Source organism: Aquihabitans sp. McL0605 (assembly GCF_049993875.1).
Taxonomy (GTDB): Bacteria; Actinomycetota; Acidimicrobiia; order Acidimicrobiales; family Iamiaceae; genus Aquihabitans.
In genome coordinates, this window is record NZ_CP188252.1 from 3,682,139 (window position 1) to 3,695,287 (window position 13,149).

The window sequence follows — 13,149 nt, forward strand, 5'->3', positions numbered from 1 at the left end:
GATGGACGGGTACGACCACGCCACCTACGGCGATCGCTTCGCCGCGGTCTACGACGACTGGTACCAGGGGATCACCGATGCGCCCACGTGTGCGGCGCTCCTCGCCGAGCTGGCCGATCTCGAGGGGCACGCGGGTGGGGGTCCGGTGCTCGAGCTCGGCGTCGGGACCGGGCGGCTGGCGCTGCCCCTGAGCGCCATGGGCGTGCAGGTCGTGGGCGTCGACGCGTCGGAGGCGATGCTCGCCGAGCTGGCTGCGAAGGACGGGGGCGGGGCCGTCGAGGCGGTGCTGGGCGACATGGCCGCGCCGCCGCTCGGCGACCGGGCGTTCGCGGTGGTGTTCGTGGCCTACAACACGCTCTTCAACCTGGTCGACCCGGCCGACCAGCAGCGCTGCATCGCCGACGCCGCGGCGCGGCTGCTCCCCGGCGGCTCGTTCGTCGTGGAGGCGTTCGTGCCCGTGCCCGGCCGGGCCCAGGAGGCGGTGGCGCCCCGCACCATCACCGCCGACCGGGTGGTCCTGAGCGTGAGCCAGACCGATCCGGGACGCCAGGAGGCGCTGGGCCAGTACGTCGACATCACCGAGGCGGGCATCACGCTCCGCCCGTGGCACATCCGCTGGTCGACGCCCGAGCAGCTCGACGACATGGCGGCCGCCGCAGGCCTGGTGCTGGCCGACCGGTGGGCCGACTGGGAGCGCACCCCCTTCGGCCCCGACTCCCCGTCGCACGTCAGCCGCTACACCGCACCCCCCACCTGAACGTCGTAGGGGCCAGGGCGCCACGCGTCCTGGCACCACGCGGCCGCATCCCTGCGAAGTTCGACGGGGAGGGATGGGGACGGGATCGGGTCAGGCACAGGGGCCGGGCAGTGGTGGGGGTGGGGAGGGGTCGTAGCCTTGCGGGGTGCCTTCTGCCTACCTCGACCACGCGGCGTCCACGCCGATGCGGCCCGAGGCCGTCGCGGCCGTGGTCGAGGTGCTCGAGCACACGCCCGGCAACCCCTCCGGGCAGCACGGCTGGGCGCGAGCTGCCCGCCGCGCCCTCGACGACGCGCGCGACGGGATCGCCGACCTGCTGGGCCTGCACCCCGGCGAGGTGGTGTTCACGTCGGGAGGCACCGAGGCCGACAACCTCGCCGTGGCGGGGGTGGTGGCCGCCACGGGCGGCGCGCCGGTCTGCTCCGCGGCCGAGCACCACGCCGTGCTCGACGTCGTCCACGCCCTCGGAGGTGGGACCATCGCCGTCGACCCGTTCGGCCGCGTGGACCTGGAGCACCTGGCCTCCGAGCTGGCCGCCGACCGATCGATCTCGGTGGTGTCGGTCATGCTCGCCAACAACGAGGTCGGCGCCCTCAACGACCTCGATGCCGTGGCCGACGTGGTGGCCGCGGCCCGGCCGGCGCACCCCGACGGCCTGTGGCTGCACACCGATGCCGTGGCCGCGGCGGCGTGGGTCGACGTGCGCACCGCGGCGGCTCGGGCCGACCTGATCACCATCAGCGGCCACAAGGTCGGCGGGCCCAAGGGCGTCGGCGTGCTGGGCGTCCGGGCCGGTGTCGCACTGGCCCCGATCCTGCTCGGCGGCGGCCAGGAGCGCGAGCGCCGCAGCGGCACGCCCAACCTCCCCGGCGCGGTCGGCCTCGGTGTCGCGCTCGCGGTCAGTGCCCGCGACCGGGCCACTGTCGCCGCACGTGTCGCGGAGCAGCGCGACCGCCTCGTGGCCGGGTTGACCGACGGCCTCACGGACGTGCGCGAGACCGTGCCGGGCACGGTGGTCGACCGGGTCGCGAACATCGCCCACCTGTCGTGCCAGGGCGTCGACAGCGAGGCGGTGCTGTTCCTCCTCGACCAGGCCGGCGTGGCCGCGTCGGCCGGATCGTCGTGCGCGTCCGGCGCGCTGGAGCCGTCGCACGTCGTGGCGGCGATGGGCGTGGCGCCCGACTGGGCCCACGGATCGGTGCGGCTGTCGCTCGGTTGGAGCACCACCGACGACGAGATCGACCTGGTCCTCGCCGCGTTCCCCGCGGCGCTCGCCCAGCTGCGCTCGGAGCGGGAGCCCGTGTCGTGAAGGTCCTCGTGATGATGTCGGGCGGGGTCGACTCGTCGGTGGCCGCCGCGCTGCTGCGCGACCAGGGTCACGATGTCGTCGGCGTCACCCTCAAGCTCTGGGGTGGCGAGAGCGACTCGGGGTGCTGCTCGGTCAGCGACGTCGACGACGCCCGGCGCGTCGCCGACGCGCTGGGCCTCGACCACCACGTCTTCAACTTCGGCGACGCGTTCACCGAGCACGTGGTCGGCCCGTACGCCTCGGACCACCAGGCCGGCCGCACGCCCAACCCGTGCATCGAGTGCAACCGCCACATCAAGTTCGCGGCGGTCGACGAGCGGGCCCGCGCCCTCGGCTTCGACGCCGTCGCCACCGGACACCACGCCCGCATCGTCACCCGGCCCGATGGCACCCGGCGCATCGCCCGCGGCGCCGACGCGGCCAAGGACCAGAGCTACGTGCTGCACATGCTGGGCCAGGAGCAGCTGGCCCGCACCCTCCTGCCCCTGGGTGCCATGCAGAAGGACGACGTGCGGGCGCTGGCGGCCCAGCTCGGCCTGCGCACGGCATCGAAGCCCGACAGCCAGGACGTCTGCTTCATCACCAAGACGAGCGGCCGCAGCGCCTTCCTCGACCGGTTGATCCCGCTCACGCCCGGCCGCGTGGTCGACGGGTCGGGCACCGAGGTGGGCTCGGTCGACTCGGTCCAGCTGGTCACGCTCGGCCAGCGCAAGGGCCTGGGCCTGGCGGGCGGGGGCGCGCCTCGGTACGCGATCGATGTCGACCTGGCCACGGCCACCGTCACCGTGGGCTCGAAGCGCGACCTCCTGGTCGACGAGCAGCGGGTCACGGGCTTGCGGTGGTCGGCCGCTCCCGTGGACGGTCCCGTCCTGCTGCAGGTCAGCGCCCACGGCACCCCGGCGCCGGGGGCGGTGCACGTGCTCGACGCCGCCGCTGGTGCGGCCGTGGTGCGGTGGGCCGAGCCGCAGCGGCGGGTGGCACCGGGGCAGAGCGTGGTGGCGTTCGACGGCGACGAGGTGGTCGGCGGGGCCATCGCCACCTGATCTCGGATGTTCGCCCGCAGGTCGGGCCGGCGTCGGCGATGTTCACCGTCCGTTCGCGGTGGCCGTGCCACCATGAGCGTCGATGCCCAACCACCAGGACAACTCGGTCGGCCACATGGTCCGGCGGATCCGCCGGTGGCTGCGCCAGGGCCGGGCGGCGGGTCGCAACGACTGGACCCTGCCGGTGTCGGCGCCGGAGGGCAGCCGCGACCTCGGGGCCGAGCGGCCCCTCACCACGCTCGACGCCACCATCCGCCCGGTGGGCTCCGGCCGGTACCGGCGTCTCGCCTGGGCTCCGGGCGAACCGCACCTCCTGTGCACCGACCTCGGCGTCGCCCCAGCGGACGATCGGGCGGCCACCCGCCGCTCGCTCCTCTACATCGGCCACCACACCGACACCCACGTCTGCGATGCCCAGTCGCCGGCGCGCCTCGAAGGGGGCGAGACCTTCGGCTGGTTCAACCCGGGCGCCGACGGTGGCCACCGGCCCCAGGAGCTGTGCACCACCCACGTGCTCGATCAGCTGGTGGTGGCCACCAACGCGGTCGCCGCCAGCCCCGTGACGGGCGCGCCGATGGCCTGGTGCGCCCAGACCGGCGACAACACCGACAACCGCACCGAGGCCGAGGTGGCGTGGTGGCTGGGCGTGCTCGAAGGCCACGAGGTCACGCCGAACACCGGTGCCCCCGGCCGCTACGAAGGGGTCCAGCGCTCGGGGTGGCGCGGCGTCTGGCACCCCGACGACCCGAGCCACGACATCTACGGCGACGCCGGCTTCCCGGCGCTGCCCGGCTTCCTCGATGCGGCGGTGGCGCCCTTCCAGCCGACCGGCCTCACCGTGCCGTGGCTCGCCGTGTTCGGCAACCACGACGTGCTCTACCAGGGCACGTTCGGCTCGGACGTCGCCAAGGTCGGCGACCTCCTCGCCTCCGCCTCGGCCAAGCCGCGCGGCACGATCGGGCTCATCCGGACGAGCCTCCACACCCGGCTGCTCGGCGGCGGACGGGCGCGCTGGGAGCGCCTGAGGCGCGGCCCCGGCATCCAGCGCGTCGCCGCCGATCCCGAGGCCCGCCGGTCGGTCCCGCTCGACGACTTCCTCCGGAAGGTGGTCGATGCCGGCGATCACGGGTTCACCGCCGCCAACCTCGAGGAGGGCACCTCCTGGTGGTCGCGGCCCGAGGGCGACCAGGTCCAGGTCCTCGGTCTCGACACGTGCAACCACGCCCAGGGGTCGGGCGGTTCGCTCGGGCCCCGCCAGACCCAGTGGCTGGAGCTGGAGCTGCAGCGCCACCACCGGCGCTGGCGCGATCCGCAGGGTCGGTGGGTGCAGGGCGACGGGGCCGACCGCCTCGTGGTCATCCTCAGCCACCACAACTCGTGGACCATGGACAACGGCCACGACGATCCGGCCGATCCCGGTCCCCGCACCTCGGGGCCCGACCTGGTGGCGCTGCTCACGCGCTACCCCAACGTGGTGGTGTGGATCAACGGCCACAGCCACGAGCACAAGATCCTGGTGCACCGCGGGTTCGGCCGAGGTGCCGGCTGCTGGGAGATCGACACCGCCAGCGCCATCGACTTCAGCCAGCAGGGCCGCACGTTCGAGCTGCTCGACAACGGCGACGGGACCGTGTCGATCCTGGTGACGGTGCTCGACCACGCCGGAGCCCCCGCCACCGACCACCGCACCGACGACCGCTGGACGGTCGCCGAGCTGGCGTCGATCAGCCGCGAGCTGGCCGCCAACGACGACCGCTGGATCGATCCGATCGCGCTGCTCGGCCGTCCCGAGGACCGCAACGTGGAGCTGGTGGTGGCGGCGCCGTTCCCGCTGCGCTGACCGACCGGTGGGTCAGCCCGGCCGCGGGGTCACGCTACCGGCAGGCGGCGCTTGCGGCCCTCGGCCAGCAGCTCGGTGGGCAGCGCCGGGCTGAACAGCACCCGGTCGACCGAGTGCAGGGTGGTCTCCCCGCGGCCGGCGGGCACGAGCAGCTCGACCGGCTCGGACAAGGTGAGCGACAGCACCAGGCCCGACGCGCCGGCCGTGAGGTCCTGGGTGACGAGCGCCTCGTCGGCGTCGGTCTCGGCGGGGCCCAGCCGGGCCATGGTCTGGCGGAGGAACAGCTGAGGCTCGGGCATCACCAGCGGGTCGTGGATCACCATGCCCGTGGGGACGAGGACGAGCCACCGCCTCGACAGCTGGTGGATCGAGCGGACGCCCAGGAACACCACCGCGGCGCCGAGCAGCACCCCGGCCGCCCCTGCGGCCCACTGGCGCGAGGCGAGCAGCAGGATCCCCACCGACGCCCCCAGCACCACGACCGCCTCGGTGATGGTGGCGAGCAGCGTGAGGACCAGCGGGGTGCGCAGGGCGATGCGCCGCTCGGGGCCGTACGACGAGCCGTCGACGAAGGTGTCGGTGACCCACGGCGCCAGCGCGAACACCAGGGCGCCCGTGGCCGCCACGAGCGCGAGCGCGTCGAGCGCGGTGATGTCGTCGCCCACGGCGACGGCGGCGATCGTGGCCATCCACCCGGCGGGGACGAGCACGCGCACCACGGTGAGGCTCGAGGTGCGGGGGAGCAGCATGGCGACGAGCGCAGCCGTCCAGCCGAGCCACGACCAGGTGGCCACGGACGCGACGACGGGCGTGGACCGGCCATCGAGCGCGTCGCTCGCGACGGGACCGGCGCTCAGTGCGAGGAGCACCCAGAGGACCCGAAGGGGCCAGAGACGGAGGCGAATGATCGCGGACATCGGTCCGAGATTTGCCGACGCGCCGCGCCGGTCGCTATTCCAGTGTCAGGGGGAGATGGCCGGGTCACCGGCATCTTGGGAGTGGAGAGGCAGTTTCGTGGGTCTTGCGAGCGCAGCTGGTGAGGTGACGGGTCGTCCCGACACGCTGCCGCTCGGCGCGCCCACGTCGGTCGGGAGCCTCCCGCACCGAGACCGCGATGCCGCCATCGCGTTCGTCCTCGACCGCACCGCGGAGCTGCCGGCCGCGCCCACCCTGCCCCGCCTCGATCCGCTCGAGATGATGATCCCGCAGGCGCTCTGGGGCATCGAGGGCGTCGTGGTCGACGACGACGGTTCGTTCTCGATCCCCGACCCCGGCCTCCTCGATCCCACCCAGGAGCTCGGTGACCGATCGCTGTCGGGGCGGCCCTTCACCACGTGGCGCAAGTTCCTCGACGCCGTCGCCGGTCGCACCGATCCCATCAAGCTCCAGCTGACCGGGCCCATCACCGCGGGCCTGGCTCTGCTCGACGCCGGAGCGCCCGCCAACATCGCGTTCGCCGTCGCCAGCGGGGCCGTCGCCACCCGGGCCCGAGACCTGGTGGCCCTCGCCGAGGCCCGCGCCCCCGGCGTCCCGCGCGTCGTGGTCTTCGATGAGCCGGGCCTGGTGGGCGGCCTGCGGTCCGATCTGCCGCTCCCGGGCGATCAGGTGGTCGACGTGCTGTCCGGGGCGCTGGCGGCCATCGAAGAGGGCGCCCTGACCGGCGTCCACGTCTGCGGTCCCGCCGACTGGCGCCTCATCATGCAGGCCGGCCCCGGCCTGCTGTCGATGCCGCTCGGTGCCGACGTCACCGGTTCAGCCGGTGCCCTGGGCGCCTACCTCGAGCGCGGCGGCTGGGTGGCGTGGGGCGCGGTGCCCACCGACGGGCCGATGGGCGAGTCGAACAGCCGCTACTGGCGCCAGCTGTCGGCGCAGTGGTGCGAGCTGGTCCAGAACGGCTGCGACCCGGTCCTGCTGCGCCGTCAGGCGCTCGTCACGCCCGTGTGCGGCCTCGCGATGCACTCCGAGTCCCAGGCCGACCACGTCTTCACCCTGACGAGGGAGCTGGCCGAGAAGATCCACGACCAGGTCATGGGCATCCGCCTCAGCGTGGGTGCCTGACCGACCGACCCCGTTGCGGCCCCGCGCCGCGGCTCCTCGGCGGGTTTAGCACTCATTGGGGGCCGTTGACGCGGGTGGAATTACAGGCCTGTTATCTAGGCCATGTCGATCGTCGCCCCGCCCTCCAACGAAGCCGAGCCGGAAGCAGAGCGCGGCGCCGGTGCCGAGGCCGTCACCGCCCCTTCCCGGATGCAGGTGCGCAAGCGCAACGGGGATCTCGAGGCGGTCGACCTCAACAAGATCGTCCGGGCCGTCGAGCGGTGCGCTGTGGGCCTCGCCAACGTCGATCCGCTCCGGGTGGCCACCAAGACCATCAGCGGGCTGTCCCACGGGGCCACCACCACCGAGCTCGACGAGGTGTCGATCCGCACCGCCGCCAGCCTGATCACCGAGGAGCCGAGCTACTCCCGCCTGGCCGCTCGGCTCCTTGCGGCGTGCATCGACAAGGAGGTGCGCAACCAGGGCATCCAGTCGTTCAGCCAGTCGGTGGCCGCGGGCGTGGCGCAGGGGATCATCAACGCCACGACGGCCGACCTCGTCGCCCGCAACGCTCGCAAGCTCGACGACGCCATCGACCACTCGGCGGACCTGGAGTTCGAGTTCTTCGGCCTCCGCACCGTCTACGACCGCTACCTGCTGCGCCACCCCGAGACCCGGGCGGTGATCGAGTCGCCGCAGCACTTCCTGCTCCGGGTCGCCGCGGGCCTGTCGACCTCACCCGACGAGGCCATCGACCTGTACCGCCTGATGAGCGCGTTCGAGTACCTGCCGAGCAGCCCCACGCTGTTCAACTCCGGCACCAGCCACCCGCAGATGTCGTCGTGCTACCTGCTCGACTCGCCGGCTGACGAGCTCGGCGCGATCTACGACCGCTACAAGGACGTGGCCCAGCTGTCGAAGCACGCCGGCGGCATCGGCCTCTCCTACAGCCGGGTGCGCAGCCGCGACTCGCTGATCCGGGGCACCAACGGGCTGTCCAACGGCATCGTCCCGTTCCTGAAGACGCTCGACTCGTCGGTCACCGCGGTGAACCAGGGCGGCCGGCGCAAGGGGGCGGCGTGCGTCTACCTCGAGACCTGGCACGCGGACATCGAGGAGTTCCTGGAGCTGCGCGACAACACCGGGGACGACGCCCGCCGCACCCACCACCTCAACCTGGCCCACTGGGTGCCCGACCTCTTCATGGAGCGGGTCGAGCACGACTGGATGTGGTCGCTCTTCGACCCCAAGGAGGTGCCCGAGCTGGTCGACCTGCACGGCGATGCCTTCGCCGCGGCCTATGCCAAGGCCGAGCAGGACGGGCGCTACGTCCGGCAGCTCCGCGCTCGCGAGCTGTACGGGCGGATGATGCGCACGCTGGCGGAGACCGGCAACGGCTGGATGTGCTTCTCCGACACGTCCAACCGCACGTGCAACCAGGCCGCCGAGGCCCAGAACGTGGTGCACCTGTCGAACCTGTGCACCGAGATCATCGAGGTCACCGACGCCGACAACACCGCGGTGTGCAACCTCGGGTCGCTGAACCTCGGCCGCTTCGCCACGGTCGGCACCGATGAGCCCATGGACTGGCCGCGGCTCGAGACGGCCGTGCGGACCGCCGTGCGGTTCCTCGACCGGGTGATCGACATCAACTTCTACCCGACCGACGCGGCGGGGCGGTCGAACGAGGGGTGGCGACCGATCGGCCTCGGCATCATGGGTCTGCAGGACGTGTTCTTCGCCCACCGCATGGCGTTCGACTCGGCGGACGCGCTGGCGCTGTCGACCCGCATCTCGGAGGAGATCTACCTCGCCGCGCTCGATGCCTCGGTCGACCTCGCGGTCGAGGCCGGCGCCCCGCACCCTCGCTACGCCGAGACCTGGGCGGCCCGAGGCCGCCTCCAGCCCGAGCTGTGGGGCGTCGAGACCACCGACCCCCGCTGGGATGCGGTGCGGGCTCGGATCGCCGAGCACGGCCTGCGCAACTCGCTGCTCCTCGCCATCGCGCCCACCGCCACCATCGCCTCGATCGCCGGCGCCTACGAGTGCATCGAGCCGGCCGTCTCCAACCTGTTCAAGCGGGAGACGCTCTCGGGCGAGTTCCTCCAGGTGAACACGTTCCTCGTGCGCGACCTGCAGGCGCTCGGGCTCTGGGACGACCGCATGGTCGACCGCCTGCGCGCGGCCAACGGCTCGGTGCAGGACCTCGGCGACGTGCCCGACGAGCTCAAGGCGCTCTACCGCACGGCCTGGGAGATCCCCCAGCGCTCCCTGATCGACCTGGCGGCCGCCCGAGGCCCGTTCCTCGACCAGAGCCAGTCGCTCAACCTGTTCCTCGAGTCGCCCACCATCGGGAAGCTCTCGTCGATGTACGCCTACGCGTGGAAGCAGGGGCTCAAGACCACCTACTACCTGCGCTCCCGGCCGGCCACGCGCATCGCCTCGGCCACCTCCGGCAGCGGAACCATCGCCCCGCCGCCGCCCACCCCCGGTCCCGGGTCCTCCGCCCCGGCCCCGACGGCCACCGTCTCCGACGACGACGCCGTCGCCTGCTCGCTCGAGAACCCTGACGCCTGCGAGGCCTGCCAGTGACCGCCGTCCGCCGCGACCAGCTCGACCAGATCGATCTGCGGGAGGCCCCGGCCCACGCCCCCCTCCCCGTCCGCCGGCGGGGGAACATCCTCGATCCGGGCTTCGAGCTGACCCTGCGCCCGATGCGGTACCCCGTCTTCTACGACATGTACCGCGACGCCATCCGCAACACGTGGACGGTGGAGGAGGTCGACTTCTCCGACGACCTCCAGGACCTGGCCCGCCGCCTCGACCCGGCCGAGCGCCACCTCATCCAGCGGCTCGTCGCCTTCTTCGCCACCGGCGACTCGATCGTCGCCAACAACCTGGTGCTCAACCTGTACCAGCACATCAACGCCCCCGAGGCCCGGCTGTACCTGAGCCGCCAGCTCTACGAAGAGGCGCTGCACGTCCAGTTCTACCTGACCCTCCTCGACACGTACCTGCCTGACCAGGCCGAGCGCGAGCAGGCGTTCGCGGCCGTCGAGACCATCCCCTCGATCCGGGCGAAGGCCGACTTCTGCCACAGGTGGATGGGGTCCCTGAACGGTGTCCAACGGCTCGAGACCCGTGAGGAGCGGCGCGCGTTCCTGATGAACCTCATCTGCTTCGCCACCTGCGTCGAGGGCCTGTTCTTCTTCGCGGCGTTCGCGTACGTGTACTTCTTCCGCTCCAAGGGCCTGCTGAACGGCCTCGCCTCGGGCACGAACTGGGTGTTCCGCGACGAGTCCATGCACATGAGGTTCGCCCTCACCGTGGTGGAGACCGTGCGGGCCGAGGAGCCCGACCTGTTCGATGCCGAGCTCACCGCCCAGGTCACCCAGATGCTGGAGGAGGCGGTGGAGGCCGAATCGGCGTTCGCCGAGGACCTCCTGTCGGGTGGGGTGGCCGGGCTGTCCGTGGCCGACACCCGCCAGTACCTGGAGTACGTGGCCGACCAGCGCCTCGACAACCTCGGCATGCCCGCCCGGTTCGGCACCAAGAACCCGTTCGACTTCATGATGCTCCAGGACGTCCAGGAGCTCTCCAACTTCTTCGAGCGACGCGTGAGCGCCTACCAGGTCGGCATCACCGGCGACGTCGGCTTCGACGAGGACTTCTGAGCGGCTCCCCACCTGAGCGGCTTCGACGCGCTCCCGGCCCGCCGGTACGATGGCGGTCTCGGCAGGGGGGAACACCGGTGGGAATCCGGGGCTGTACCCGCAACGGTCACCGTCGCTCGCGACGGGAGCCCGACACCCGCTCGTCGTGATCGCCGACCAGACGCGGGAGCACGTCGTCCTCATGGACCAACCCACCGATCAGCCCACCTTGGCCGCCCCCGCGGCGGCCGCCGCCAAGGCCGGCGACCTGCCGGCTGCGCTGAACCTCAAGCAGGTGGCCCGCCTGCTCGACGTCCACTACATGACCGTGTACCGCTACGTGCGCCACGGGCGGCTGCCGGCCCATCGGGAGGGCACCGGCTGGCTGGTCGATCGGGCCGATGCGCTGGCCTTCCGGGCGGGCGCGGCCGTGGCCGCGCCTGGAAGCACCGTCGACTGGGCCGAGCGCCTTGCGGGCCGGCTCCGGGTCGGTGACGAGGTGGGCGCGTGGTCCGTCGTGCGCGACGCCCTCTCGGCGGGGCACGACGCCGAGCGCGTCCACCTCGACGTGATCGCGGGGGCCATCGCCCACGTCGCCGGCGCCGAGACCACCGCGGTCGAGGTCGCGGTCGACGAGCGCATCGCCCTGACCACCGCCTCGCGGCTGGTCGCCCGCCTCGGCGGACAGTTCACCCACCGAGGCCGCAAGCGGGGCACGGTCGTGCTGGCGACGCCGCCGGGCGAGCACCACGGCCTCTCGTTGGCGATCGTGGCCAACCTGGTGCGCCACGCCGGCTTCCAGGCCCTCGAGCTCGGCACCGACGCGTCGGCCGCCCACCTGCTCGCCGCCGTGGGCCGGGTCGATGATCTGGTCGCAGTGGGGCTGAGCGTCACGGTGGCCGATCGCTTCGAAGCCACCGTCGGCATCATCCGCGAGCTGCGGGCCGTCCACCCCGACCTGCCCGTCCTGGTCGGTGGTCAGGCTGTGCGGAACCGAACCGTCGCCGACCTGGCCGGAGCCTCGGCTTGGTCAGCTGGACCGGACCTCGTGCCCACGCTGGAGCGCTTGGCCGCCGACCGGGCGACCGCTCGGGCGTCGGTCAGATCTTCTTGAGGGCGCCCATGAGGCGCTTGAGGGTGGAGACCCTCGCTTCGCCTTCGACCTCGGCGGCCTTGAACGCCACGTCGAGGGCCTGGGTGTCGCCCTTCTTCTTCTTCTTGCCACTGCCGCCGTTGGCGCCGGCGAGCTCGGGCTCGTCGATGAACTGGGCGTAGAGGTCGGCGAGCCAGGCGGCGTTGGGATCGGCCGGCCGGGGGTCGTCGAGCGAGGTCGGCTCGATCGAGTCGTGGTGCAGCGCGTTGCCGTCGGCGAGGCGGCGCGACTCGTCCCAGCTGCCGGCATCGTCGTCCGGGGCCTCGTGGTCGACCTCGGACAGGTCGGCGAGCGCGTTCCGGAAGGGGTCGAGCGGGGTCGGCTCGGCGGCGCGCCGGTCGGTGTCGGCGGCCAGCGCGTCGGCGATGGTGTCGCCGATGTGGGTGGTCAGCGGGTCGCTGGCCTCGACGATGCGCGACCGGTGGGGAAGGCCCATGTCGAGCAGCGGATCGCGCTCGAGGTCGTCGGCGGTCGTCATCGGCTCGGGGTCGGGCCGGCGGATCGGCACGATCGTGGCCTCGAGGTCGTTCGACACGAGCTCGACGAGGCCGGCCTGCTGGAGGCGGTGCACCACGCGTGCCGTGGAGTAGGCGCCTCGGCCCAGCTCGGTGGCCAGCTCGCTGATGCTCCGGGGCCCGGTGAGGGCGGTGACCAGCTCCCAGTCCTCGCGCAGCAGGGTGACCTGGGCCGCGGAGCCGGGGAGCGTGCGGCGGGCCTCGACCCACACGTCGAGCGACGGGATCGTGGCGCTCCACTCGTCGACCTCGCGGACCCGCTTGCGGACCTCGCCCACGATGGCGTCGACGGGGAAGGCGCGGAACGGGCCGAGCCAGTGGACGGTGTCGGTCTCGAAGTCGAAGTCGCCGGTGCCGTCGCGGAACAGCTCGATCAGCGGGTCGTAGACGACCGAGAGCACGACCGAGGCGAGGAGGTCGGGGACGATCGCCCCGTCGCGCACCAGGAGCTCGCCGACCATGGGTCGTTCGCCCGAGGCATCGATGGCTCGGCCCCAGTCGTCGGCGGTGAGCCGACCGGGCCGGACCAGCGCCGTGGCGAGGGCCTCATCGGTGGATTCGTTGCGAGCGAAGTACAGCTGACCCCGGTGCAGGTAGACGGTGCAGCCGGCAGGGCCGCCGAAGCGTGCCGCGCCCGTTCGCCCGTCGGCAGAGAGCACCTTGAGGATGCCTGCGGGGGAGAAGTCCTCGAGTGTGCCGTTGAGCGTCATTTCGGATCCGCGTCCCTCGAACAATGGTGTGGTACCGATACCGACCAGTCGGCGTGATCTGCACCGACTTGAGGCTTTCGGCCTACGGGAAGCGCCGATCGCCGGGTGTTCCGACCCGCGTACGCTGCCATA

At 72.6% G+C, this 13,149-nt stretch carries 10 protein-coding genes and 1 riboswitch; of the genes, 8 read left to right on the top strand and 2 right to left on the bottom strand.

All coding sequences use genetic code 11. The features are described from left to right. Position 1 precedes the first annotated feature (1 nt). The 4 genes from ACPPVX_RS17000 (at position 2) to ACPPVX_RS17015 (ending at position 4,949) form a co-directional block, all read left to right on the top strand. Positions 2–757 carry a class I SAM-dependent DNA methyltransferase gene (locus tag ACPPVX_RS17000; RefSeq protein ID WP_426571764.1) on the top strand — a complete coding sequence of 252 codons (756 nt, stop codon included), beginning with the start codon at positions 2–4 and terminating at the stop codon, positions 755–757. A 145-nt stretch (positions 758–902) separates the two neighbouring features. Beyond that, positions 903–2,066 (top strand): cysteine desulfurase family protein, encoded by a 1,164-nt coding sequence (locus ACPPVX_RS17005; protein ID WP_426571765.1) that lies wholly within the window; start codon positions 903–905, stop codon positions 2,064–2,066. Beyond that, positions 2,063–3,109, top strand: coding sequence for a tRNA 2-thiouridine(34) synthase MnmA (gene mnmA / locus ACPPVX_RS17010; protein ID WP_426571766.1), 1,047 nt, complete (start codon positions 2,063–2,065; stop codon positions 3,107–3,109). Before ACPPVX_RS17005 ends, mnmA begins: the two co-directional genes overlap by 4 nt. Positions 3,110–3,191: 82 nt before the next feature. Beyond that, positions 3,192–4,949 (top strand): TIGR03767 family metallophosphoesterase, encoded by a 1,758-nt coding sequence (locus ACPPVX_RS17015; RefSeq protein WP_426571767.1) that lies wholly within the window; start codon positions 3,192–3,194, stop codon positions 4,947–4,949. A 29-nt stretch (positions 4,950–4,978) separates the two neighbouring features. Here ACPPVX_RS17015 and ACPPVX_RS17020 read toward each other — a convergent pair whose 3' ends face one another. Then, positions 4,979–5,818: a hypothetical protein gene (locus ACPPVX_RS17020; protein ID WP_426571768.1), complete on the bottom strand. Its 840-nt coding sequence runs from the start codon at positions 5,816–5,818 to the stop codon at positions 4,979–4,981. A gap of 172 nt (positions 5,819–5,990) precedes the next feature. On the opposite strand from ACPPVX_RS17020, the gene ACPPVX_RS17025 reads away from it, so the two are divergent. From ACPPVX_RS17025 to ACPPVX_RS17040, 4 genes are all read left to right on the top strand, one after another. Next, positions 5,991–7,007 carry a hypothetical protein gene (locus ACPPVX_RS17025; RefSeq protein ID WP_426571769.1) on the top strand — a complete coding sequence of 339 codons (1,017 nt, stop codon included), beginning with the start codon at positions 5,991–5,993 and terminating at the stop codon, positions 7,005–7,007. 102 nt (positions 7,008–7,109) lie between these two features. Next, positions 7,110–9,578 carry a ribonucleoside-diphosphate reductase subunit alpha gene (locus ACPPVX_RS17030; protein ID WP_426571770.1) on the top strand — a complete coding sequence of 823 codons (2,469 nt, stop codon included), beginning with the start codon at positions 7,110–7,112 and terminating at the stop codon, positions 9,576–9,578. 122 nt (positions 9,579–9,700) lie between these two features. Continuing rightward, positions 9,701–10,660 carry a ribonucleotide-diphosphate reductase subunit beta gene (locus ACPPVX_RS17035; RefSeq protein ID WP_426575049.1) on the top strand — a complete coding sequence of 320 codons (960 nt, stop codon included), beginning with the start codon at positions 9,701–9,703 and terminating at the stop codon, positions 10,658–10,660. Positions 10,661–10,681: 21 nt separating this feature from the next. Then, positions 10,682–10,818, top strand: a riboswitch (cobalamin riboswitch). After that, positions 10,806–11,753: a cobalamin-dependent protein gene (locus ACPPVX_RS17040; protein WP_426571771.1), complete on the top strand. Its 948-nt coding sequence runs from the start codon at positions 10,806–10,808 to the stop codon at positions 11,751–11,753. It overlaps the preceding riboswitch by 13 nt. Here the strand turns inward: ACPPVX_RS17040 and ACPPVX_RS17045 are convergent. Then, on the bottom strand, positions 11,740–13,017 hold the full coding sequence (locus ACPPVX_RS17045) for a DUF4388 domain-containing protein (RefSeq protein ID WP_426571772.1): 1,278 nt from the start codon (positions 13,015–13,017) through the stop codon (positions 11,740–11,742). The two genes, ACPPVX_RS17040 and ACPPVX_RS17045, sit on opposite strands and share 14 nt — an antisense overlap. Positions 13,018–13,149: the final 132 nt, after the last annotated feature.

Bases quoted from the DNA above. Each gene is read 5' to 3' on its own strand.
- ACPPVX_RS17045 (WP_426571772.1), bottom strand. From the start codon at position 13,017: ATGACGCTCAACGGCACACTCGAGGACTTCTCCCCCGCAGGCATCCTC.
- ACPPVX_RS17015 (WP_426571767.1), top strand. From the start codon at position 3,192: ATGCCCAACCACCAGGACAACTCGGTCGGCCACATGGTCCGGCGGATC.
- ACPPVX_RS17035 (WP_426575049.1), top strand. From the start codon at position 9,701: ATGCGGTACCCCGTCTTCTACGACATGTACCGCGACGCCATCCGCAAC.
- ACPPVX_RS17000 (WP_426571764.1), top strand. From the start codon at position 2: ATGGACGGGTACGACCACGCCACCTACGGCGATCGCTTCGCCGCGGTC.
- ACPPVX_RS17030 (WP_426571770.1), top strand. From the start codon at position 7,110: ATGTCGATCGTCGCCCCGCCCTCCAACGAAGCCGAGCCGGAAGCAGAG.